General features: G+C 71.7%; 19 protein-coding genes and 1 pseudogene. 10 read left to right on the top strand and 10 right to left on the bottom strand.

What is annotated here, in order from left to right:
* Positions 1–37: 37 nt before the first annotated feature.
* From ABZ642_RS02660 to ABZ642_RS02645, 4 genes are read right to left on the bottom strand one after another with little or no spacing between them, the layout of a single operon-like run.
* Positions 38–634: an ATP/GTP-binding protein gene (locus tag ABZ642_RS02660; RefSeq protein WP_360475895.1), complete on the bottom strand. Its 597-nt coding sequence runs from the start codon at positions 632–634 to the stop codon at positions 38–40.
* Positions 621–1,037: a DUF742 domain-containing protein gene (locus tag ABZ642_RS02655; protein ID WP_360475892.1), complete on the bottom strand. Its 417-nt coding sequence runs from the start codon at positions 1,035–1,037 to the stop codon at positions 621–623. Before ABZ642_RS02655 ends, ABZ642_RS02660 begins: the two co-directional genes overlap by 14 nt.
* A 34-nt stretch (positions 1,038–1,071) precedes the next feature.
* Entirely contained in the window at positions 1,072–1,551 is a 480-nt protein-coding gene (locus ABZ642_RS02650) for a roadblock/LC7 domain-containing protein (protein WP_351325995.1), read from the bottom strand.
* Positions 1,548–4,022, bottom strand: coding sequence for a sensor histidine kinase (locus tag ABZ642_RS02645; protein ID WP_360475887.1), 2,475 nt, complete (start codon positions 4,020–4,022; stop codon positions 1,548–1,550). Before ABZ642_RS02645 ends, ABZ642_RS02650 begins: the two co-directional genes overlap by 4 nt.
* A 342-nt stretch (positions 4,023–4,364) precedes the next feature.
* Here ABZ642_RS02645 and ABZ642_RS02640 point away from each other — a divergent pair, with 342 nt between their 5' ends.
* A complete protein-coding gene (locus tag ABZ642_RS02640) occupies positions 4,365–5,327 on the top strand; it encodes an ABC transporter substrate-binding protein (protein WP_360475885.1) in 963 nt (320 codons plus the stop codon).
* Between the two features lie 52 nt (positions 5,328–5,379).
* The gene (locus tag ABZ642_RS02635; RefSeq protein ID WP_360475882.1) at positions 5,380–6,834 is read left to right on the top strand and encodes an aromatic amino acid lyase; all 1,455 of its coding nucleotides are present in this window, start codon (positions 5,380–5,382) and stop codon (positions 6,832–6,834) included.
* 227 nt (positions 6,835–7,061) lie between these two features.
* Here the strand turns inward: ABZ642_RS02635 and ABZ642_RS02630 are convergent, their stop codons facing one another.
* On the bottom strand, positions 7,062–7,517 hold the full coding sequence (locus ABZ642_RS02630) for a TerB family tellurite resistance protein (protein WP_351729144.1): 456 nt from the start codon (positions 7,515–7,517) through the stop codon (positions 7,062–7,064).
* A 152-nt stretch (positions 7,518–7,669) separates the two neighbouring features.
* Between ABZ642_RS02630 and ABZ642_RS02625 the strand changes: the two genes are divergently transcribed.
* From ABZ642_RS02625 to tatA, 3 genes are all read left to right on the top strand, one after another.
* Positions 7,670–8,032 carry a metalloregulator ArsR/SmtB family transcription factor gene (locus tag ABZ642_RS02625; RefSeq protein WP_360475878.1) on the top strand — a complete coding sequence of 121 codons (363 nt, stop codon included), beginning with the start codon at positions 7,670–7,672 and terminating at the stop codon, positions 8,030–8,032.
* Positions 8,022–10,526, top strand: coding sequence for a magnesium-translocating P-type ATPase (gene mgtA / locus ABZ642_RS02620; RefSeq protein WP_360475875.1), 2,505 nt, complete (start codon positions 8,022–8,024; stop codon positions 10,524–10,526). The genes ABZ642_RS02625 and mgtA overlap by 11 nt, the downstream gene beginning before the upstream one ends.
* A gap of 141 nt (positions 10,527–10,667) precedes the next feature.
* Positions 10,668–10,934, top strand: coding sequence for a Sec-independent protein translocase subunit TatA (tatA, locus tag ABZ642_RS02615; protein WP_360475872.1), 267 nt, complete (start codon positions 10,668–10,670; stop codon positions 10,932–10,934).
* Positions 10,935–10,971: 37 nt separating this feature from the next.
* Here the strand turns inward: tatA and ABZ642_RS02610 are convergent.
* The 3 genes and pseudogenes from ABZ642_RS02610 to ABZ642_RS02600 all read right to left on the bottom strand — a co-directional run.
* Positions 10,972–11,346, bottom strand: a pseudogene (locus tag ABZ642_RS02610) (sporulation protein); the annotation flags it as partial.
* A 77-nt stretch (positions 11,347–11,423) separates the two neighbouring features.
* Positions 11,424–11,864, bottom strand: coding sequence for a DUF6114 domain-containing protein (locus tag ABZ642_RS02605; RefSeq protein ID WP_360475869.1), 441 nt, complete (start codon positions 11,862–11,864; stop codon positions 11,424–11,426).
* Positions 11,864–12,565, bottom strand: coding sequence for a DUF6230 family protein (locus tag ABZ642_RS02600; RefSeq protein ID WP_360475866.1), 702 nt, complete (start codon positions 12,563–12,565; stop codon positions 11,864–11,866). The genes ABZ642_RS02605 and ABZ642_RS02600 overlap by 1 nt, the downstream gene beginning before the upstream one ends.
* Before the next feature lie 612 nt (positions 12,566–13,177).
* Here ABZ642_RS02600 and ABZ642_RS02595 point away from each other — a divergent pair.
* Positions 13,178–13,828 (top strand): Tat pathway signal sequence domain protein, encoded by a 651-nt coding sequence (locus ABZ642_RS02595; protein ID WP_360475863.1) that lies wholly within the window; start codon positions 13,178–13,180, stop codon positions 13,826–13,828.
* A 17-nt stretch (positions 13,829–13,845) separates the two neighbouring features.
* Here ABZ642_RS02595 and ABZ642_RS02590 read toward each other — a convergent pair whose 3' ends face one another.
* Positions 13,846–14,772 carry a lytic polysaccharide monooxygenase gene (locus ABZ642_RS02590; protein WP_360475860.1) on the bottom strand — a complete coding sequence of 309 codons (927 nt, stop codon included), beginning with the start codon at positions 14,770–14,772 and terminating at the stop codon, positions 13,846–13,848.
* A 433-nt stretch (positions 14,773–15,205) separates the two neighbouring features.
* Here ABZ642_RS02590 and ABZ642_RS02585 point away from each other — a divergent pair, with 433 nt between their 5' ends.
* Positions 15,206–15,853: a ScbR family autoregulator-binding transcription factor gene (locus ABZ642_RS02585; protein ID WP_360475857.1), complete on the top strand. Its 648-nt coding sequence runs from the start codon at positions 15,206–15,208 to the stop codon at positions 15,851–15,853.
* 53 nt (positions 15,854–15,906) lie between these two features.
* Positions 15,907–17,058: a damage-control phosphatase ARMT1 family protein gene (locus tag ABZ642_RS02580; protein ID WP_360475854.1), complete on the top strand. Its 1,152-nt coding sequence runs from the start codon at positions 15,907–15,909 to the stop codon at positions 17,056–17,058.
* Between the two features lie 58 nt (positions 17,059–17,116).
* Here the strand turns inward: ABZ642_RS02580 and ABZ642_RS02575 are convergent, their stop codons facing one another.
* Positions 17,117–18,706 (bottom strand): serine/threonine-protein kinase, encoded by a 1,590-nt coding sequence (locus ABZ642_RS02575; RefSeq protein WP_360475851.1) that lies wholly within the window; start codon positions 18,704–18,706, stop codon positions 17,117–17,119.
* 294 nt (positions 18,707–19,000) lie between these two features.
* Here ABZ642_RS02575 and rox point away from each other — a divergent pair, with 294 nt between their 5' ends.
* Positions 19,001–20,452 (top strand): rifampin monooxygenase, encoded by a 1,452-nt coding sequence (gene rox, locus ABZ642_RS02570; protein ID WP_360475849.1) that lies wholly within the window; start codon positions 19,001–19,003, stop codon positions 20,450–20,452.
* Between the two features lie 153 nt (positions 20,453–20,605).
* The gene (gene cyc2, locus ABZ642_RS02565) at positions 20,606–22,768 is read left to right on the top strand and encodes a germacradienol/geosmin synthase Cyc2 (RefSeq protein ID WP_360475846.1); all 2,163 of its coding nucleotides are present in this window, start codon (positions 20,606–20,608) and stop codon (positions 22,766–22,768) included.
* Positions 22,769–22,899: the final 131 nt, after the last annotated feature.

Genomic DNA, 22,899 nt, shown 5'->3' with positions numbered 1-22,899 from the left:
GCAGTTCCCCATCCGCGGCGCGACCCCTCACGCCGCACTACCCCTCACGCCGCGCCAGCGCCAGTTCCAGCACGACCAGCAGCGCGTCCCGCACCGAACCCCGTTCACGCGCGTCGAAGACGACCACCGGAGTCCCCTCGGCGACGTCCAGCGCCCACCGCACCTCGTCCAGCGTGTGCTCGACATGCCCGTCGAACGCGTTGATGGCGATGGCGAACGGAATCCCGCGGTGCTCGAAGTAGTCGACCGCGGCGTAGCAGTCGTCCAGGCGACGCGTGTCAACGATCACCAGCCCGCCGAGCGCGCCCTCGACGATGTCGTCCCACATGAAGCCGAACCGTTCCTGCCCGGGCGTGCCGAACAGATACAGCTTCAGCGTCGGGTCGATGGTGATGCAGCCGAAGTCCATCGCCACGGTCGTGGTCGTCTTGCGCGGGGTGAGCGTCAGGTCGTCCACGCCCGCCGCGACCTCGGTGATCGACGCCTCGGTGGTCAGTGGCTCGATCTCCGAGATCGAGCCGACGGCGGTGGTCTTGCCCACGCCGAAACCGCCCGCGATGACCATCTTCACCGGCAGCGGCGGCCGTACGGCCGTACGCCCGGTCCCCCGGGTCAGCGAGTCAGTCGGTGTCACGGAGTACCCCTCGGGAGTCTGGGATGGCCCGCAGGCCGTCGATAACCCTGCGCAGGACGGACGAGTCGTGGGTGGCTTCGAAGTCGGGCACGTGCACGGTCAGCTGCCCGGCCTCACGCAGGTCTTCGGCGAGCACCCGGACCACGTTCAGGTGCAGTCGCAGCCGTGCCGCCAGTTCCGCGAGCGACTGCGGAATCCGGCACGCGGCGATGATGTCGTGCTGCTCGAAGGAGAGCCGGACGAGCGCGTCGAGCCCAGCGGTGGTGGCCACCACCTGGGTCTCGACGGGCATCGCCGGTCCGGAGGCGCTGTCCGCCACCCGGCCGGCGGTGACCAGGAACGGCCGTACGGCGGGGGCGGGGCCGACCGGGTCCGGGCCCGGGGGCGGGAAGCCGTCCGCCATGGCTGTGTCTTCCTCTCTCGACCGGCTCCGCCGGTCAGCGCGTCTGTGGGACGCCGACGCTGTTCTTCAGCTCCAGAACCAGCTGCGGGCTGAGCGCGGCACCGGCCCGGTTGGCGAACAGGGTCATCTCGTAGGCGATGTTGCCCAGCTTGGCCTCGTTGTCGGCGACGACGCCGAGCACGGCGCCGCTGCCGATCGCGGAGACGATGACATGGCCGCCCTCCAGGTCGATGATGACCTTGTTGAGGCCGCCCAGGCCGTAGTTGCCGGAGGCGCCGGCGGCCAGGCTGGTGATGCCGGAGACGATCGCGGCGAGGCGTTCGGAGTGCGCGCGCTCACGCAGTTCCGACACCGCGATCAGCAGGCCGTCGGAGGACACGGCGATCGCGTCCACCACGCCGGCTGTCTCGGTCGCGAAGCGGTTCAGCAGCCAGGTGAAGTCGGCTGCGGCCGCCTGCAGGTCGGTCGGCGTGGCGGCGCCGCCCGTCGGGGTGTCACCTGTCGACGTGCTCACTGCTCGGCTCCTTCCGGAAGGTGGATCTGGTGGTGCGGCGGGTTGGTCTCGGGGTGCGGCGCGGGCCGCTCGTGGCTTCCGGTGTCGCTCTCGCGCCGGGCGCGCTCCACCGCCGCCTCGAACTCCTCCAGCGCGTCCCGCTCGGCGTCGGCGTCGCGGTTGCGCGGTGTCCGGGCGAGGGCCTGGGCGGCGCCGACGGTGGTACGGAGGGTCGCGCCGCGTACCCGGCGGCGCAACGGGCGCGATCCGTCGGCGGAGTCGGCCGGGGGCTCGCCGGCGCGGGCGGCCGGGATCAGCGGGGCCGGCGCGGCCTCCGCCTCGCGGCGCGGTACCCGGCGGGGGAGCGGGCTCTCGGGCTCGGCGGCGGCCGGGATCGAGGCGGCCGGGGTCGGGCCGGTCGGCTCGGTCGGTGCCGCCGGAGCCGCCGGTGCGGTCGGCGCCGCCGGTGTCGTCGGTGTCGTCGGTGTCGTCGGTTCCACGGCGAGCGGGGTGGCGGGGGTGCCGGCCAACGCGCTCATCGTCAGCAACAGCCGGGAGGGCAGCGTCACTTCGGCGGTGACACCGCCGCCCGGGGTCCGGGTCAGCTCGACGCCGATCTCCCAGCGCCGGGCCAGCGCACCCACCACGAACAGGCCGAGCACCTTGGTCGGCACCAGGTCGAGGCGCTCACGGCGGATCAGCCGGGCGTTCTCCTCGGACAGCCGCTCGGCGCTCATGCCCAGGCCGTGGTCGGTGACAACGATGTGCGCGCCGTCGTCGCCGGTGCGGACGGTCACCTCGACCGGGCTGCCCTCCGGCGAGAACGACACCGCGTTCTCCAGGAGTTCGGCCACCATCAGCGTGAGGTCGCCGATGATGTCCGGCTCGATCATGACGTCCGTGCCGGCGTACAGCCGTACCCGCTGGTAGCCCTCGATCTGGCCGAGCGCGGCCCGGACCACGTTGGATATCGGGGTGGGCCCGGAGGCCAGCACGGTCTCGCGGATGCCGGCCAGCAGCATCAGGCTGTCGGCGTTGCGGCGCAGGCGGACGGCGATGTGGTCGATGGAGTAGAGGCGTTCCAGCAGGGCCGGGTCGGTCTCGGCGCGCTCCACCGCGTCGATGAAGGCCAGCTGGCGGGTGGTCAGGTTGCTGACCCGGCGGCCGACGTTGCCGAACATCTCGGCGGTGTTGCGGCGGCTGAGCACCTGACGTTCGAGCAGGGCCGCGGCCGTGGTCTGCACCTGGTTGAAGGCATCGGCCAGGTCGCCGATCTCGTCGCGGGCGGTGACCGGCATGTCCCGCAGCCGGGGCGGGCCGGCGTCCTCGGCGTCGTCGTCGGCGACCCGGGCGAGTTCGCGGCCCGCCACCTCGGCGACCTCCTGCGCGACCCCGGTCAGGGCCTGCACCGGGCGGATCACCGAGCGGCGCACCAGGGCGGCGAGGGTGATCCACAGGACGAAGCCGAGCAGGGTGCCGTTCAGCAGGTAGATGGCGCGCCACTTGGCCGAGTCGGCGGTGGCGTCGGCCCGGTCGGCGATCTGGCCGATGAGCGAGGCGGTGATGTTCAGCCGGGCGGTGGCCTGGTCGAGGTAGTCCGGGTAGTCGGTCAGCGCGTCCGTGACCGCCTTGCGGATGTCGTCCTGGCTGCCGGCCTGCAGTCTGCTCGGGTCGATCTGCAGCTCGGCGTAGGACTGCGCGATCTCGCCCTGGGCCTTGGTGTGCTCGACGGAGGCGAGCTGGGCCGCCTGCCCCTCGGTGGCGAACCGCGTGAAGCGGTCGGCCTGGTGCTGGTACAGGTCGTAGGCGCCGACCGCGTTGGTGAACTCGATCAGCGCGTTGGTGTCCCCGGTGGTGGCCGCGAGCACGTTGGTCTCGAAGGCGCCGTGGGCGGCGTCCGCGCGCAGCAGCGAGTCCAGCAGGTTGCCGGTGAAGGTGGCGGCGAGGTCGGCGTTGCGGTCCAGACCGAGGCCGTCGATCAGGTCCTTGGCCGCGTTGCTGTACGCCGGGTCGATGTTGTCCGCCGGCAGGTACGACTGCTCGACGGACTCCCGCAGGCTGGACAGGCCCTCGACCTGCCGCAGGGCGTCCGCCTCGGTGTCCGGCAGCCGGTCGCCGAAGGTGTCACGGACCGTCCGGAGCTGGGCGGTCACCGCTTCCTGGGCCGCGTGGTAGGCGCCTTGCGAGGGGGTGCTGTACCCGGACTCGTACCGGGCGGAGAGCAGGATCGCCTGCTGGTGCTCCGCCTCGACCTTGTCCACCAGGCGTGCCACCTGGGTGCTGTCCCGGACCAGCTGCGCCGCGTCCTCCGCGCTGGTGGACTGCTGCACCAGATCGGTGAAGACATAGGCGAGCAGTACGGCGATGACGGCGAGCGGCACACCGACCAGCAGGTTCAGCTTGCGCCGGAAGGGCCAACGGTCGGCGAAACCCCGTATCCCGCCCCGCGTCGGGGCGGGCCGGACGGACGCGTCCACCTGGTTCGTGGACACCGGGCCTCCTTCATGAAGGTGTCTCGACTGTGGGGGGCGTCTTCACCCCGAGCTTGCGGAACGACACCGAGTAGCGGGCCCCGTGCACCGCTGTGACCGATATCAACTGCCGTGAGACTACAGCGTTCTTGAAGCGCGATTCCGCTTGCTCTTTATCAAGAATCCGTTACAAAGAGACCGCTCTCCGTCCACAACTGGCCACGGATTGAAGCCAATCGGTGACCCGGAGACACTTGACTGACCGAGAACCGGCTGGATTGGATCGTGTGGAGTGGTTCGCAACAGCCTCACGTGGATCGCGACACCCCCACCCTTCTGCCCACAGCTCCCGGAACGGCAACCGTGACTTCCAACACCCTTCCCAGCAGGTCAATCCGGACATACCGAGGCGTGGCGACCGTCGCGCTCGCCGCGACGACGGCCCTGCTGGCGGGCTGTTCCTCTTCCGACGACGGCAAGTCCGACCCGCTGTCGGACAGCAAGGCGAGCGGGGACACCGTCGTCGTCGGCTCCAACAACTTCGCCGAGAGCACCCTGATCGCCGACATCTACGGCGAAGCACTCAAGGCCAAGGGCATCAAGGTCACTTACAAGCCGAACATCGGCAGTCGTGAGACCACCTACGGTCTGCTCAAGAACGGCTCCATCTCGGTCCTGCCCGAGTACAACGGTGCCCTGCTCGCCTACCTCGACCCCAAGGCCACCCCGAAGACCGTCGAGGAGACCACCAAGGCCGTCGAGGCCAAGCTCGACTCCAAGCTGACGCTGCTGGACCCGGCGGACGCCCAGGACAAGGACACGGTGACGGTCAACGCGGCGACCGCCGCCAAGTACAAGCTGACCGAGAAGTCCTCCATCGCCGACCTCAAGGACATTGCCAAGGACCTGGTCATCGGCGCCTCGCCGGAGTTCCAGACCCGCCAGCAGGGCCTGGTCGGGCTGAAGTCCGTGTACGGCCTGGAGTTCAAGTCCTTCAAGGCGCTGGACGCGGGCGGCGCGCTCACCGAGGCGGCCCTGACGAAGAACGCGGTGCAGGCCGGCGACATCTTCAGCACGGACCCGACCATCTCCAAGGAGAAGTTCGTCGTCCTCCAGGACCCGAAGAACCTCTTCGGCTTCGAGAACGTCCAGCCCCTGGTCTACAAGAGCGCCCTGAACCAGACGGCCACCGACGCCCTCAACGCGGTCTCCGCCAAGCTCGACACCGCGACCCTGCTGGATCTGGACACCCAGGTGCAGTCGGACAACAAGGACCCGCTGGACGTGGCCCAGGCCTGGCTGAAGAAGGTCGGCCTCAGCAGCTGACCCGACCCGCGCCCGACCTGCCTTGGACAGCATCACCGACGTAGCGAGACAGGTGCCTTCACGGCCCTGTGTCGTGCTCGACGGCAACGGCCTCGGCCTGCCCGGACTCGTCCGGCTCGCCGACGCCGTCGCCGACCCGGTCGTACCGCCCGAGGCGCTGGACCGGGTGCGCCACGCCCACGAGACCGCCGACCGCCTGGCCGGACAGGGCCGTTGGTACGGCCGGGGCACCGGCGTCGGCGCCCACCGCTCGGTCGCGGTCGACCCGGCGGACGCGACCGGTCACACCCTGCGTCTGCTGCGCAGCCACGCCGGCGGCGCCGGCCCCCTGCTCCCGCCCCGCCGGGCCCGCGCGCTGCTGGCGGTCCGGGCGAACCAGCTCCTGGCCGGCGGCTCCGGCATCCACCCGTCCTTCGTCACGGCCCTGACCGAGGCCCTGCGTCTCGGCGTCCACCCCGCGATCAACGAGTACGGCGCGGTGGGCACCGGCGACCTGACGGCGCTCGCCCAGACCGGTCTGACCCTGATCGGCGAACGCCCCTGGCTCACCACGTCCCCCGACGCCGAGCTGCCCGCCCCGGTCACCCTCCACCCCGGCGACTCGCTCGCCCTCCTGAGCAGCAACGCCCTCGCGCTCGGCCGGGCCGCCCTGGCCTGCCACGACCTGGACGTGCTGCTGAGGGCCACACACGCGGTGGCCGCGCTTTCCCTGGCCGCCGTCTCCGGATCCCCGGAGGCCTACGCGCCCGAGGTGCACGCCCTGCGCCCCTACCCCGGCCCGGCCCGGGCGGCGGCGGAGGTACGACGCCTCCTCGCGATACCCGACCGCCCCCTCACCGCCGGCCGCCGTATCCAGGACCCCTACGCCTTCCGCGCCTTCCCCCAGGCCCACGGCGCGGCCCTGGAAGCCGCCGACGCCCTCCGCCACATCATCGAGACGGAGATCAACTGCCCCACGGAGAACCCCGTGCTGGCCCCCGACGGCCACGTCTACCACCACGGCGGCTTCTTCGTGACGCCCCTCGCCCTGGCCCTGGACGGCCTCGACCTCGCCCTCCTCCAGACCGCCCAGCTCTCCGCGGCCCGCCTCCAGGCCCTGAGCCGGGCCGACCTCACCGGCCTCCCCGCGTTCCTGGCCGCGGGCCCGGCGAGCAGCTCCGGCACGATGATCCTGGAGTACACGGCCAACTCGGCCCTGGCGGAGATCCGTTCGTCCGCGGCCCCGGCATCGGCGGGACATGCCGTGCTCTCCCACGGCCTGGAGGAGGCGGCGACCTTCGCGGGCCAGGCGGCGAAACAGACGGAGCGGGCGGCGGAGGCGTACGGGGTGGTCCTGGCCTGCGAACTCGTCGTCGCGGTAAGGGCGTTGCGGCTCGGCCCGGTGGAGCCGACGGTGCCTGCCTACCGGGTGGCGGCGGCGGCGTTGCCGGCGGACCTGGCGGACCGTGCGCTGACGGGGGACGTGACGGCGGCCATGGAGACACTGCCCCTACTGGCCGACCTGTGAGATAGGTGAGCCCCGCCACCTGAAGGGCGCGGGGCTGTGTCGACATGCGTCCGAGCCGCTCAGGCGGGCAGGGCCGGTTCCCACCGCACCCAGGAGCGGCTCACCCCACACGTGGTGACGTCCGGCACCCCAGCCACCGGCAGGTCTCGGATCTGGGGGCCCGGATCATCCCGGCGTCGAGCGAACCGGCCGCCGTGTCCGGCGCCGAGGAGTGCGGAACTCGCCGGTCAGAGGTCGAACTCGTGCGGCGGCAGGTCGAGCGTGAAGCACGCCTCGCGGACCACGGCCTGCTCGGTCTTGTCGAAGTCGCCGTCCGCGCCGCCGATCACGATGCCGATCTGGATGACGGCACGCGCCTCGGCCGGCTTCTTCTTCGCCTTGGCGACCTCCTGGAGCACGCTCACCTTGCCGAAGGCGAAGTCGGCGGTCAGCTTGTTCAGGTTCTCCTCGAAACGCCGGCGCAGGTCGTCCGCCGGGAAGTTCTGCAGCACCTCGTTGGTGGCGATGAGCTGGGCGACCCGCTGGCGCTCCGCCGGGTCGATGGTGCCGTCGGCAGCCGCCACGAGCGCGCACATCGCCATGCTCGCGTCGCGGAACGCACCGCTCTTCAAGTCGTTCTTCTTCGCCACGAGCTGGGTCTGCATCTGCGTCGCGGAGTCCTTGATGCGGTCCCACAGAGCCATGCGCACTCACTCCTCGGTCGGTATGTGCTTGCCAAGAGTCTTGCTTGTCCAAGAATTTACTTCTACAACAACGTAGAAACTGACGCGGAGGCCGAGAAGTTCCCGCGTCCTAGACTGGTCCCTTCGACTTGGCGGGCAGGAGGACGACGACGGTGGCGACAGGGCCCGGAACAGGTGTCGAGGACCCCACCGCGGACGTGCTCGCGGACGCCGCCGCGGCCTTCGGGCTGCTCGCCTCGCCCGCCCGGCTGCACATCGTCTGGGCGCTGGCGCAGGGCGAGAGCGACGTCACGGGCCTCGCCGAGCGGGTGGGCGGCGCACTGCCGGCCGTCAGCCAGCACCTCACCAAGCTGAAGCTCGCCGGTTTGGTCCGCTCCCGCCGGGAGGGCCGCCGCCAGGTGTACCTGGTGGACGACCCGGACGTGGTCGACGTCGTACGTCTCCTCGTCGGCCGCCTCACCGCCCGCACCACCGGCGCCGAACTCCCGGCCCCCCGCCGCCTCCGTGGTCTCTGAGGGCGAGGCCGCCACCGCGCTGCAGGTGCTGCGCCGGCTGGACACGGGACCGCGCGGGCTGACCGAGGCCGAGGCCGCGGCCCGGCTCGCCCACGCCGGCGAGAACACCCCGCCCCTTCCCCACACGGCTTCCTGGCCGCTGCGCTGCGTCCGCGCCCTGCGCGACCCCTTCACCGCCGTCCTGCTCACCCTCGGCCTGGTCTCCGCTCTCGTCGCCTCCTGGGGCACGGCCGTGGTGATCCTCGCCCTGGTCGCGGTCAGCTGCGGGCTGCGCGCCGCCGGCGAACACCGCGCCGACCGCTCTCTGGCCGCACTGCGCGAACTCGTCGCCGGCACCGCCACCGTGCTGCGCCGTACCGGGGAGGAGGGGGCACCGCGGACCCGGGAGGTCCCGGTCGCCGATCTGGTACCGGGCGACGTCGTACGGCTCGGCCCCGGCGACCTGGTCCCGGCCGACGTACGACTGCTGCGCGCCCGTGGCCTGACCGTGCACCAGGCCGTGCTCACCGGCGAGTCGGCGCCCGTCGCCAAGGCCGCCGTCGAGATCCCCGACGCGGACCACCCGGCCGACGCGGGGCCCTTCCAGGAGCCGTACCTCTGTTTCCAGGGCAGCGGGGTCGTCTCGGGCAGTGCCACGGCGGTGGTCGTGGCGACGGGGGAGCGGACCCGGTTCGCCGCGGCGCAGGGCGCGGCGGGCGGGCGGCGGGCGGCGAGCGCCTTCGACCGGTCCGTGCACGGCATCTCCTGGGTGCTGATCCGGTTCATGCTGCTCACCCCGCCGCTGGTCCTCATGGCCAACGCCGCACTGCGCGGCCGGGGCCTGGAGACGCTGCCCTTCGCGGTCGCGGTCGCCGTCGGGCTCACCCCCGAGATGCTCCCGGTGATCGTCACCACCTGCCTGGCCCGGGCCGCCGCCCTGCTCGCCCGCACCCACCAGGTCGTCGTACGACGGCTGCCCGCGCTGCACGACCTCGGCGCGGTCGACGTCCTCTGCCTCGACAAGACCGGCACCCTCACCGAGGACCGGCCCGTCGTCGAACGCGCCCTCGGCCCCGACGGGCACGACGACCCGGACGTGCTGCGCTGGGCGGCCGTCGGCGCCTGGTGGACCCTCCAGCTCGCCGAACTGCCCGCCGCCGACGCCCTGGACGAGGCCCTGCTCACGGCGGCCGGATCGGTGGGGGAGGAGTACGACGGCATCGGCGCCGTCCCCTTCGACCCCGGCCGGCGCACCGCCGACGTCGTCGTCGCGGGCGGCCTGGGCACCCATGTCCTGGTCACCAAGGGCGCCGCCGAGGACGTACTGGCCCGCTGCGGCCTCGACCCCGCCGAACACGAACGCCTGCTCGCCCTCGCCGCCCGCGAGGCCGGCGCCGGGCTGCGCGTCCTCGCCGTCGCCACCGCAGAAGGACCCGCCCGCACCCGCCCCCGCACGGCCGCCGACGAACACGGCCTCACCTTCCGGGGCCTGGTCACCTTCCGGGACGCCCTCGCTCCCGGCGCCGCCGAGGCGCTGCGCCGCCTCACCGGCCTCGGTGTCACCGTCCGCGTCCTCACCGGCGACCACCCCGCCACGGCCGCCCGTGCCTGCCGGGACCTCGGCCTGGCCGCGGGGCGGGTGGCCGTAGCCGGTGATCCTCTCGACCTCGACGCCGACGTCGTCGCCCGCTGCACCCCCGAGGACAAGGCCCGTATCGTCAGCGGGCTGCGCGCCGCCGGGCACACCGTCGGCTTCCTCGGCGACGGCGTCAACGACATCCCCGCCCTGCGCGCGGCCGACGTCGGGATCGCGCCCCGCACCGCCGTGGACCTCGCCCGCGAGACCGCGGACGTGGTGCTCGCCGAGAAGGACCTCGGCGCGATCGGGCACGCCGTCACCGCCGGCCGGCACAGCAGTGCCAACATCGCCTCCTATCTGCGGGTCACCCTCTCCTCCAACCTCGGCAACGTCGTCGCGATGCTCTGCGCCGGCCTGCTGCTGCCCTTCCTGCCGATGCTCCCGGCCCAGGTGCTCGCCCAGAACCTGTGCTTCGACGCCGCTCAGCTCGCCTTTGCCCACGACCGCCCCGGTCCGGCGGCCCTGCGCCGCCCGACCGTGCTGCGGCCGCGTGCCTTCCTGCGGTTCATCACCGGCTTCGGCGTGCTCAACGCGATCGCCGACCTCGCCACCTTCGGCGTCCTGGCGCTCGCCCTGCGCGGTCCCGACGCCCTCGACGACCAGGCGGTCTTCCACTCCGCCTGGTTCACCGAGAACCTGCTCACCCAGGCTCTGGCGATGTACCTGCTGCGCGGCGGCACCCGGCCCGGACCCATCGGCCGGGCCGCCGCCGCGCTCGCCGCCGTCGGCCTGCTGCTCCCGCCCAGTCCCCTGGGCGCGGCCCTGGGCATGACCGGGCTGCCGCCCGCCTACCCGCTGCTGCTCGCCGCCGTCCTCGGGCTGTACGCGCCGGCGCTGAGGGCGGTACGGGCACGCCACGACCGGCGCCGGCCGTAGCGATTTGCGCGGCCGGGCCGGGGGACCGTCTTCGCATCAGGGTTGTACAGTTGCGCAATGTGGCAATCGTCGCTGCTCGGCCGGGGCGCGGGAAGCGCCCTTCGTCGGCACGGAACAACGTGAGAAAGGGAGGGGGCGGTCATGCTTCGTAATGGACTCGAACCCTGGCACCTGCTGGTCGTCGCGATCGTCTTCATCGTGCTCTTCGGCTCCCGGAAGCTGCCCGACACCGCCCGGGCCCTGGGCAAGTCGATGCGCATCCTCAAGAGCGAGGCGAAGGCGATGAAGACGGACGACACGGCGGAGCCGGTGGAGCCGACGTCGGTGCGGATGGCGGCGGAGCCGGCCGCGGCCCCCGCGCAGCCGGAGCCCGGGAAGCCCGCCGAGGAGACCGTCACCGCGAGCTGACGAACGCCCCCGGCCCCTCACCTCCGCCGGGCAGGCCCTAGTCCTCGTCCCCCTCGAAGAAGTCCCCGATCTCGTCCACCACCTCGGCCGCCACCATTCCGCCGACCACGCCCAGCGCGAGACCCGCCGCACCGGCGGCGACCGCCGTACCGAGGCCCGGTCCGGAGCGGTGGTGGCCGTCGTGCTGCCCGCCGTGGCCGTACGCCGCGTGGGTGCCGTAGGCCTCCCGGTGCGCGATCAGCTGGCGGATCCAGCCGTCGACCTCGCTGTTCCAGTCCAGCACGTGAGCGTCCTGGTGGCGCACCGTGAAACGGGTCAGCGCGTCGTGCCCGGAGGAGAACGGCCCGCCGCGCTTGTCCGCCTCCAGGACGACCTCCAGACCGGCGGGGGAGGCGCCCCAAGTCACCTGTTCAGGCGAACAACGCGCCGGGCAGGGGCACGGCGCAGAAGAGGCGGACCGAAACCCGTCGGTCCGCCTCCCTCACCGCTTCAGACCGCTTCCGCCCCGTCTCCGAACCCCTGCGCGGCAGCCCGCGCGGCCTTACGCCGCTTGCGCCGGCTGACACGAGGTTCCTGGTCCGGCAGCCAGCCGAAGGCGATGCAGCTGCCCACGGCCCCGAGTAGCAGGCCGACCATGAAACCGCCGAGGTTCGAGGTGAGCCAGGTCCCCAGGGAGAGCAGGATGCCGAGGATGGAGTAGAAGAGGCGCTGGGCCGGGTTGAAGACGATGAGCAGGCCGCAGACGACCATCAGGGTCGGCAGCAGATAGCCCGCCAGCCCCTGCATGCCGATGTGCAGGATGACCGGCAGGGGCGCCTTCATGGTCACCAGGATCTCGGCACCGGCCAGCACGAGCAGCACACCGCCCGCGAACGGCCGCTGCCCCCGCCACCGCCGGAATCTCTCTGTCCGGGTCCCCGGGTCGGTCATCAGTCGCAACCGTCGCCGCTGAAGGACATGTGCAGGTTGGGCAGCTTGAAGACGGCCGCGGTGGCCGCGTAGTTGTGCTGGTAGAGGTGCTCGATGACGACGCCGTCGGCCTGCTGGCCGTAGACGCCCTTCGGGCCCTGCACACCGGCCTTGTCGAAGGTGCTGGCGTCGCGGCCGATCTCGATGTTGTTGAACGTGGCGTCGCCCTTGATGTCGTCGGAGTCGATCGCCAGGTTCGACACGGACACCGGCTTGGAGCCGCCGCCGGCCTTGAGGAGGAGCTGGATGCCGCCGAGGTCGACGCTCTGGCACATGTTGGTGATCGTGCCGTTCTTCACCACCGACGTGACGACCAGCTCCTGGCCGCCGGTGTCACCGGCGTTGGGGCTGTCCGGAATCATGTTGTCGAGGCCGCCGAACTGCTCGAAGCCGGTGCCGTCGAGCCGGTCGGCGGTGACCACGAACGGCATGCCGGAGATGGCGAACTGCACGCCCAGCACACCCTGTGCGGTGAAGACCGCGAGACCGGCGGCGGCCAGGGTGGCCGGCACCGCCATCACCGCGGCACGGCGCGCGCGGACCCGTCCCCGTCTCTGTTCCCCTCCGGTGGCCCCGGCGGTGTCTGGTGTGTCGGAAGGAGAACCGCTTCCCGGGTTCTCGGGTGTGTTGTCGGCGGACGGAACGTCCGGGGACGAGGCCATGTCTGCTCCCATGCATGAAGACGCGGGTTGGGCTTCAGTGGCACGTTGTCCTGGCGCGGACAGCGGCTGCCGCGCACGCCTCCTCACAACTCCCGGCGGGCGCAAGGGCTTTCTCGTTACGCAGCAGTAGCCATGCCGCAAGTTACCGGCGGTTACTTTAATGGGTCAAGGCAGTTGTGAAAAAAGGGTGTTGAATATGCGTCAATTGTGTTTCGACCTCGCATTCCCTTGATCGATTTCTCAACTCCCTTGATCGGCCTTGACGTTGACGGTTGATCAGGTCTACAACTCTCTCTGGTTTCCTTCGGATCCGTGGCGCCGGATCCGCCGAGCGGCATCGGCCGTTTCCCGGCCTTCTCGATCACCGCTCCGCTCTCGGCGTAGGCACAGTCGCTTCCCCCAGGGGCCGTGCCCGAACGCCCGCAACCGGCCCGGCCGAAGGCCCAACCCCCCCAGGCTTTCGGCCGGTGTCCGGCTCGGCTGCCGTTGTCGGTCCGTCACGTACGGAGAAGGCGTCACGGACCGGCAACGGCCGGCGGCGCACACGCGCCTGCCCTGAACCCCCACCTCTCCTCACCTCACGCAAGTCTCCCCAAGGAAAGAGGCACCCGCATGCGTACGCGATCCCTCCTCGCCCTCGCCGGTACCGTCGCCGCCCTCTCGGTCGCCGCCACCGTTCCCGCCTCCGCCGACGGCGCGGTGCTCACCACCGGCAGCGCCGGCGGCACCGCCGTCGCCGTCGGTGACGTGCTCAGCGCGCCGCTGGCCACCGGCACCAGTGCCACCCTCTACTCCAGCGCCACCGGCACCAGTGGCGTGAAGTGCACGTCCTCGGTCTTCACCGCCACGGTCACGGACAACCCGGCCGCCCCCGGCACCGCAACCGAGTCGGTCAGCGGGCACACCTTCGACTCCAGCAGCTGCACCAGCAACGTCCTCGGTGTCACCGGCGTCACCAGCATCACCGTCGACAACCTGCCCTACACCACCACGGTCGCCTCGGACGGCACCCTGACGGTCACCCCGGCGAGCGGCTCCACGATCCAGACCACCGTCAAGCTGAAGACCCTGCTGGGCAGCATCACCTGCGTCTACCAGGCGCCGAGCCTGACCGGTACGTCCAGCAACACCGACAACAGCATCAACTTCACCAACCAGGCGTTCACGAAGACCTCCGGCTCCTCGCTCTGCTTCGCGGCCGGTTACTTCACCGCCAAGTACGCCCCGGTCACCGACAACGGTGCCACCGTCTTCGTCAACTGACCCTCGTACCCGGGCGGTCAGCGTCGACGCAGACGCAACGCCAGGGCGGCGCCCCCGGTGAGCACCAGCACCGCGGCGGCGCCGCCCGCCAGTAGTGGCGCCGACGGGCCCGAGCCCGAGGTCGTGTCGGAGGCCACGGGAGTGCTGTCGGCGGCGGCGGTTCCGGTCTTTGGGGAGACCGGGGCCGCCGCCGTCCGCCGTGTCGGGGCGGCAACGCTCTTCGAGGCACTGGGAGTCGGGCTCTTGGAGGCGCTCGGGGTCGGCGTGGCACTCGGCCGCGGGCGCGCGCTCGCCGTCGCCCCGGCGTTCTTCTTCGCCGTGAACACCACGTCGGAACACGAGTAATAGGTGTCCGTCGTGCTGCTGTTCTGCCAGATCGTATACAGCATCTGACGGCCGGTCCGGTCGGCCGGCAGGGTCGCCGTGAAGTGGTACGCCCCGTTCGTCAGCGCCGGGTCCTTGAACTCGGCGAAGGGCTGCGCGGGCAGCTCGGACCACGTCAGCGGCTTCGCGGGGTCGTACCCCTGCTTCGTCAGATACAGCTTGAACGTGCCGGCGTGCGCGATCGTCGAGGCGTACGTCATCGTCATCCGGGCGCCCGGGGTCAACCGGGTCGCGGGCCAGTCCGTGCGCGCCAGGTCGAGCCCCTTGTACGCCGGCAGGTTGCCGCTGCACAACCTGCCGTCCGGAATCACCTGCCGGTCACGGCCGTTGACCCCCGCCACCCGCAGGTTGTCCCACGCCACGAAGTTCTGCCCGCTCGCCGCGATCGCCGCCCTGCAGGCCGCCGTCGACGCGCTGCCGCCGCTGGGGGAGCAGGCGTAGACCCGGCTGACGGGGTCGGTGGGCGCGCCGTGCGCCTGGGCGGAACCCGCCGCCCACGACAGGAGCAGCAGCGGAGCCGCGACGGCGGCTCCCGTCAGACGGGCGGTCGTCCGGGTCATCGGGACGTCTCCTCGGCAGGCGCGGGTACGAAGTCTGCTGAGATGAGTACGGGATTCGGGCGCGCACTGTTCAGCGCGGTTGATCACAGGGCGGGGCGGTGTGCGGGCCGCCGACCGGGTCGTCCGTTTTGCGGACTGCGCAGGCGTCATTGAGAACCGACCGCGCGGCTCGTATCGTTGTGATCACCGATGTGTGCCCGGCCACCCGTATCGCCTCCGGAAACCGGCACGGACACGAGGGAGCGGCGCGTTCTGATCTCGTGCGTTTGTGCAGCCTGGCCGCCGATCGCGGGGCCGCGCCCACCACTTGCGCGCGTCAGTCACCAGGTCCGCACAGTCGCCTCCCGTTGCCGCACGGTGAGCTATCGTGTGCACGGGGTAAAAAACAAACCGCATGCCCCGTCGGTTTGGAGCCGTGAGGAGTGTTGAGTCGATGGCGAGGCAGTTACGCGCGGAGCAGACCCGCGCCACGATCATCACGGCCGCCGCCGACCTCTTCGACCGGCGTGGCTACGAATCCACCAGTCTGAGTGAGATCGTCGAACACGCCAAGGTCACCAAGGGGGCGCTGTACTTCCACTTCGCCGCCAAGGAGGACCTGGCGCACGCCATCATGGAGCTCCAGTCCCGCACCTCCAGCCAGTTGGTGAAGGAGTTGGACAGCCGTGGCTACTCCTCGCTGGAGGCCCTGATGCGCACCACGTTCGCGATCGCCCGGCTCTCCGTCGACGGCCCGATCCCGCGCGCCGGACTGCGGCTCGCCACCGCGGACGTCAGCGTGCGGCCGCCGCTGAGACATCCGTTCACGGAGGGCCTGGAGTTCGCCACGCGCAAACTCCACGGCGCGGTCAAGGAGTCCGACGTCCACCCGGACATCGACATCGGCGCGGTGGCCCACTCCCTGGTCTGCTTCTTCGTCGGTACCCGGGTGGCCGGCCGCAACCTGGAGCCGGTGGGACGACTGCCGCGCAGGGTCGCGGAGATGTGGTACCTGATGATCCGCGGCCTGGTCCCGGTGCACCGGCGCGCCCGTTACATGACCCTCGCCACCCAGCTGGAGCGCGAGATCAGAACGGCGTGACCGGCGGCGTCGGTTCGGCGGAGCCGGGCATCGCGCGCGATAGCGTGGCGCCCATGTCCGACTCCGCCGCCGCACCCGTGATCCTCGGCACCACCGGCCCGTTCCCGCACGGCGTGCTGTCCGAACGGCACCCCGCGATCATCCGTCAGGTGCGGGACGCCTTCCCGTACGGCCCCGCACAGCACCGCGCCCTCGACGCACTGCTGAGCAACTGCACCGAAGGCGTCATCGAACCCCTGCCGGACGGCGACCGGTGGCGCGGCTGGGGCCTGGACGGCTACCTCGGGCACTCCTGGTTCGACGTGCCGTGGCTGTGGTCCGAGAGCTACTTCTACCGTCGACTCCTGGACGCCGTCGGCTACTTCGGACCCGGCCCCTGGCAGGGCATCGACCCCTTCCGCCCCTCCAAGCTCGCCGAACTGGACGCCAAGGAGACCGACGAGGAGCTGGCGGCGCTCGACGCCCTCGGTGACGACCCGGACCGCGCGCTGCTGTCCGGCTCCCTCTGGGGCAACCGTGCCGACCTGGGCTTTCGCCTCTCCGCCGAGTCGGGCGAGGCCGTCTCCGCCCTGGTCGCCGACGACAGCGCAGACCTGTGGCGGCTGCTCCGGGGCGGCACCCTGTGCCTCGTCGCCGACAACGCGGGCCGTGAACTCGTCCCCGACCTGCTGCTGATCGCCCACCTCCTGGACACCGGCCGCATCACGGACGCGGTCCTGCACATCAAGCCCTACCCCTACTACGTCTCCGACGCCACGACCGCCGACGTGCTCGACGCCCTGCGCAGGCTCACCGCCGCACCCGGTGCGGCGGCCGAGTACGGACGCACCCTCTGGTCGGCGATGTCGGACGGCCGGCTCGCCGTACGCGCCCACCCCTTCTCCTGCGCCCCGCTGCCGTACGCCGAGATGCCCGGTGACCTGCGCGCCGAGTTCGCCTCCGCCGACCTCACGATCTTCAAGGGCGACCTCAACTACCGCCGCCTGGTGGGTGATCGGCTCTGGCCGCCGACCACCCCGTTCGCCGAGGTCACCGCCTGGTTCCCGGGTCCGGTGGCGGCGTTGCGCACCCTCAAGTCCGATGTGATCACCGGCCTGGCCGCGGACACCGAGGCGGCCCTGGACGCGGCCGAGGGACAACGCTGGCGCACGGCCGGCACGCACGCCCTCATCCAGGTCAACCCAAGGACGTCGGCGGCGACTTGAGCCCGTTGGCGAGGGTGGGGGCCAGCCGTCCGGCGGGCCGGTGCCGGGCGACCGCGTGCTAGACCGCCTGCCAGACCGTCAGGTCCGCCATCAGGAAGCTGCTTCCGCTGTCCGGCAGGGCGTCCGACTTCACCTGGACCACGAGCAGGCCGATGTCGCCGTCGCGGTTCCTGGCGCAGATCTCGCTGCCGGCCGCCACCGCTGCCAGCGGGAGACGGTGACTGGTGGCGTCGCCGAGCAGTTGCCGGCACACCTCCAGGGAGCCCCTCGGCTCTCCGACCACGTTCGTGAGCACGCCGGTCCGGCTCTCCAGTGAGCAGGCGTCCTTGGCGCAGACGAAGCGGATGTCGCCCTTGCGGTCCTTGCGCTCGGCCGGCACATCGATGCTGACGGAGTTCTTCTCGTCGAGGAACTCGCCGGGATACGGGTGGGCGACGGGGTGCGGCGACGGTGACGCGCTCGGGGACGACGACGCCCGTGCCCTACTGCCAGAGGAGGCGGGGTCGTCCTTGCCCGACACCGTCGAACCGGATGTGCCGGACGAGGACCGGGCCTCCATCTGCTGGCGGAGCCAGGTGTCCGTGTCCCTGACGATCAACACCAGGGCCGTCATCGTCAGCACGACCGACGTCACGGCGGCGACCGCTATCAGTGCCCGGCGACGGAGGCTCATCGGCTGCCCCGCCGGCGGCGTCGGCAGCGGCCGCGTGCCGGGCGGGACGGGTAGTGCCCACGTGGGGTCGGCGGCCGGCTCCGGAACCGTGACCTCCGGGCCGATCAGCTCCTGCCACACGGCCGGCCCCGCGCCGGCGTCGGCGTCCGGGCCCAGCCGCCCCCGGCACCACTCGACGATCTCCGCCAGGGTGGCCCGCCGCTCCGGATCGGCGTCCAGACAGCGGGCGATCAGCGGGCGCAACTCCTCCGGCAGCAGGGTGAGATCGGGCTCGGAGTGCACGATCCGGTACAGCACGTTGACCGCCGCGCCGTCCCCGTACAGCGGCTCGCCCAGCGCTGCGAACGCCGCCGTCTGACCGAGTGCGAAGACATCGGTCGCCTGGGTGACCTCGCCCCCGGACGCCTGCTCGGGAGCCATGAACGAGGGCGTGCCGATGGCGGTGCCGGTGGCGGTGTGGAAGGTGGCGTCGGCGGCCAGCGAGATACCGAAGTCGATCACGCGCGGTCCGTCCGAGGCCAGCAGCACGTTCGACGGCTTCAGGTCCCGGTGCACGATGCCCGCGCCATGGATGGCCTGGAGCGCCTCGGCCACCCCCGCCATCAGCCACAGCACCGCCGGCAGCGGCAGCGGCCCGCGCCGCGCGACGACGTCCGAGAGGGCGGGCCCGGGCACGTACAGCGTGGCCAGCCAGGGGGGTACGCCGTCCGCGTCGGCGTCGATGAGTTCGGCGGTGTAGGCGCCCCGGACCCGGCGGGCCGACGTGATCTCCCTGCGGAACCGGCGCCGGAAGTCCGGGTCGTCGGCCAGTTCCGGCCGCACCACCTTGATCGCCACCGGCCGGCCGCCGCGGGTGTGCGACAGATAGACCCGGCCCATGCCGCCCGCGCCGAGCCGTGCGGCGAGTCGGTAACCGGCGACCGTCGGCGGATCGTCCGCCCGCAGTGGTTGGAACACCCCGGTCGTGTTGTTCATCGGCCCCCGCCCCCTGATCCGTTGATCCGGTGAATGGACCAACAGCGGCAGCCTAAAGGATGCCCTGTGAAACCTTCGGGGGAGGACATCCGTCCGGAGCGGGCGGCGAAACGACCGGCGGAAAAACAAAGGGCAAGGAGTTCTTCCGCTCCTTGCCACTCTCAACGTATAGCGCACCGGGGGCCTTGCGGCAAGGCCCGGTCGGTGTTGCAGAATCCCGGGCCGAAGCCGGAAGCGGCGGAAATCGGTGATCCGCGCCGTGTGTATGCCTTTCTCTTCCCATGGGGGATTTCGATGTTCGATGTGATCATTGCCGGCGGCGGGCCGACGGGACTGATGCTGGCGGGCGAACTGCGGCTGCACGGTGTGCGGGTGCTCGTACTGGAGAAGGAGGCGGTGCCCACCGGCCAGTCCCGCGCGCTCGGCCTGCACGCCCGCAGTGTCGAGACAATGGACCAGCGCGGACTGCTGGAGCGGTTTCTCGCGCTCGGCCAGAAGTTCGCGGCCCCCGGTTTCTTCGCCGGCATTCCCGCGCCGTGGCCCGACCGGCTGGACACCGCGCATTCCTATGTCCTCGGCATTCCGCAGACCACCACCGAGCGCCTGCTGGCCGAGCACGCCGGTGAACTCGGCGCCGAGATCCGGCGCGGCTGTGAACTGGTCGGGCTGAGCCAGGACGAGGACGGGGTGACCGTCGAACTCGCCGATACGGGCACCCCCGCGGGCGGGGAAGGCACGCGGCTGCGCTCGCGCTATCTCGTCGGCTGCGACGGCGGCCGCAGCACGGTGCGCAGGCTGCTCGGCGTCGGCTTCCCCGGCGAACCGGCCCGGAGCGAGACCTGGCTGGCCGAACTGGAGGTGGCCCTGCCACCGGAGGAACTGGCCGCCGTGGTCGCCGAAGTCCGCAGGACCAGCGCGCGGTTCGGCGTCATGCCCCGGGAGAACGGCGTGCACCGCGTCATCGTGCCCGCGGCGAAGGTCGCCGAGGACCGCAGGGTCCCGCCGACCCTTGAGGAGTTCGGGCAGCGGCTGCGGGAGTTCGCCGGCACCGACCTCGGGGTGCACTCCCCGCGCTGGATCTCCCGCTTCGGCGACGCCACCCGGCTGGCCGAGCGCTACCGGGACGGCCGGGTGCTGCTGGCCGGTGACGCGGCGCACATCCACCCGCCGACCGGCGGCCAGGGGCTCAACCTCGGTGTCCAGGACGCGTTCAACCTCGGCTGGAAGCTGGCCGCCGAGGTGCGCGGCTGGGCGCCGGAGGGGCTGCTGGACACCTACCACGGCGAACGGCACCCGGTGGCCGCCGCCGTGCTCGACAACACCCGTGCGCAGACCGAACTGCTGTCCGCCGAACCGGGTGCGCGGGCCGTGCGCCGGCTGGTGATGGAACTGATGGGCTTCGAAGAGGTGAACCGGTACCTGATCGAGAAGATCGCCGCGATCTCGGTCCGCTACGACTTCGGCGAGGGGCACGAACTCCTCGGCCGGCGCCTCCGGGACATCCGGCTGAAGCGGGGGCGCCTCTACTCGCTGATGCACGGCGGCCGGGGGCTGCTGCTCGACCGGACCGGCAGGCTCTCGGTCGCGGGCTGGGCGGACCGGGTCGACCACGTCGTCGACGCCGGCGAGGAACTGGACGTACCCGCCGTGCTGCTGCGGCCGGACGGCCATGTGGCGTGGGCCGGCGAGGACCCGCGGGAACTGATCGACGCGCTGCCCAGGTGGTTCGGCGCCGCCGCCGGTTGAGTACCCCGACAGGGTGCCCGGGCGGGGCCGGGGCTGGCCGCCGACGCCACAAAGGCCGTCCGAAGTTCCCGGATTACGCCCCGGTTCACGCGATGGTGTGATCATGTGTCCCCCGGTGGATGGCCGTTGGTGCCCACGGGTAGGGCCCCGGCCATGACGCAGCCGTTCGAACTCCCGCACTTCTACATGCCGTATCCCGCGCGGCTCAATCCGCACCTGGAGGAGGCCCGCGCCCATTCCACCGAGTGGGCCCGCGGGATGGGCATGCTGGAGGGTTCCGGGATCTGGACCCAGGCCGACCTGGAGGCACACGACTACGGCCTGCTGTGCAGCTACACCCACCCCGACTGCGACGGCCCCGCCCTGTCGCTGATCACCGACTGGTACGTGTGGGTGTTCTTCTTCGACGACCACTTCCTCGACATGTACAAGCGCACCCAGGACCGCGCCGCCGGCAAGGCCCATCTCGACCGGCTTCCGCTCTTCATGCCGCTCGACCCCGCGACGCCCGTGCCGGAGCCGCAGAACCCGGTCGAGGCGGGCCTCGCCGACCTGTGGGCGCGCACGGTGCCGTCGATGTCGGTCGACTGGCGCCGCCGCTTCTCGGTCGCCACCGAGCATCTGCTGAACGAGTCGATGTGGGAGCTGGCCAACATCAACGAGGGGCGGATCGCCAACCCCGTCGAGTACATCGAGATGCGCCGCAAGGTCGGCGGCGCCCCCTGGTCGGCGGGGCTCGTCGAGTACGCGACGGCCGAGGTGCCCGCGGCCGCCGCCGGGACGCGGCCGCTGCGGGTGCTGATGGAGACCTTCGCCGACGCCGTCCACCTGCGCAACGACCTGTTCTCCTACCAGCGCGAGGTGGAGGACGAGGGCGAGAACAGCAACGGCGTGCTGGTCCTGGAGACCTTCTTCGACTGCACCACCCAGGAGGCCGCCGACACGGTCAACGACATCCTCACCTCCCGGCTCCACCAGTTCGAGCACACCGCCCTCACCGAAGTGCCCGCCCTCGCCGTCGAGAGGGGCCTCACCCCGGACCAGGCCGCCGCGATCGCCGCCTACACCAAGGGTCTGCAGGACTGGCAGTCCGGCGGCCACGAGTGGCACATGCGCTCCAGCCGCTACATGAACCAGGGCGCCACCCGGTCCTCCCCCTGGCAGCACCTCACCGGGCCCGGCACCTCCGCCGCCGACGTCGGCGCCCTGCTCGCCTCGGCCGCCGCGGAACGTTTGCGGGCCTACTCCCATGTGCCGTTCCAGCAGGTCGGCCCCTCCCTCCTGCCCGACTTCCACATGCCCTACGAGGTCGAACTCAGCCCGCACCTCGACGCCGCCCGCCCCCGGCTCACCGCCTGGATGCACGGCACCGGCATGCTCGCCGAGGGTGTCTGGGACGAGGACAAGCTGGCCGCCTCCGACCTGGTGCTCTGCTCCGCCGGCCTCGACCCGGACGCCACCCCCGAGGAGCTCGACCTCAGCGCCTGCTGGCTGGCCTGGGGCACCTACGCCGACGACTACTACCCGCTGGTCTTCGGCACCCGGCGGGACCTGGCCGGCGCCCGGCTCGCGACGGCCCGCCTCTCCGCCTGCATGCCCCTCGCCGACGAGCCCGTCCCGGTGCCGGCCACCGGCATGGAGCGCGGCCTGATCGACCTGTGGGCCCGCACGACCGCCGGGACGAGCCCCGAGGACCGGCTCGCTCTCAGGCAGTCCGTCGACAGCATGACCGAGAGCTGGCTCTGGGAGATGTCCAACCAGCTCCAGCACCGCATTCCCGACCCCGTCGACTTCCTGGAGATGCGCCGGGCGACCTTCGGCTCCGACCTCACGCTGAGTCTGGCCCGCCGCGGCCGGGGCCCCGCGATCCCCGCGGAGGTCTACCGCAGCGGCCCGGTCCGCTCCCTGGAGAACGCCGCCATCGACTACGGCATGCTCATCAACGACGTCTTCTCGTACCAGAAGGAGATCCAGTACGAGGGCGAGTTCCACAACGCGATCCTGGTCGTCCAGAACTTCTTCGGCGTCGACTACCCGACCGCGCTCCGCGTCGTGCACGACCTGATGACCCAGCGGATGCAGCAGTTCGAGCACGTCGTCGGCAATGAACTCCCGGTCGTGTACGACGACTTCGAGCTGTCGGCCGAGGCCCGTGAGGCCATGGACGGCTATGTCCGCGACCTGCAGAACTGGATGGCGGGAATCCTGAACTGGCACCAACGGGTCGACCGCTACAAGGCGCACCACCTCGCCCGCCGGGCCCACGGCTTCCTGCCCGACCGTCCCCCGCTCGCCCCGGCACTCCCCGCCGGCTGACGACGCGCGGCGACACCTGCGCCGGCCCGGGCCTCCTTCGGGAGGTCAGCGCCGGCCGGGCACTTGTCCGGCACGGTCGCCGTCCCCGGCACCTCACCCCGGCTCGTCCACCGGATGGAACTGGTGTACGG

Origin of the sequence: Streptomyces sp. NPDC007157 (assembly GCF_040634235.1) — a bacterium.
Taxonomy (GTDB): domain Bacteria; phylum Actinomycetota; class Actinomycetes; order Streptomycetales; family Streptomycetaceae; genus Streptomyces.
The sequence above is the reverse complement of the archived record's forward strand: the minus strand, read 5'-3'. Positions and strand labels throughout refer to the sequence as shown.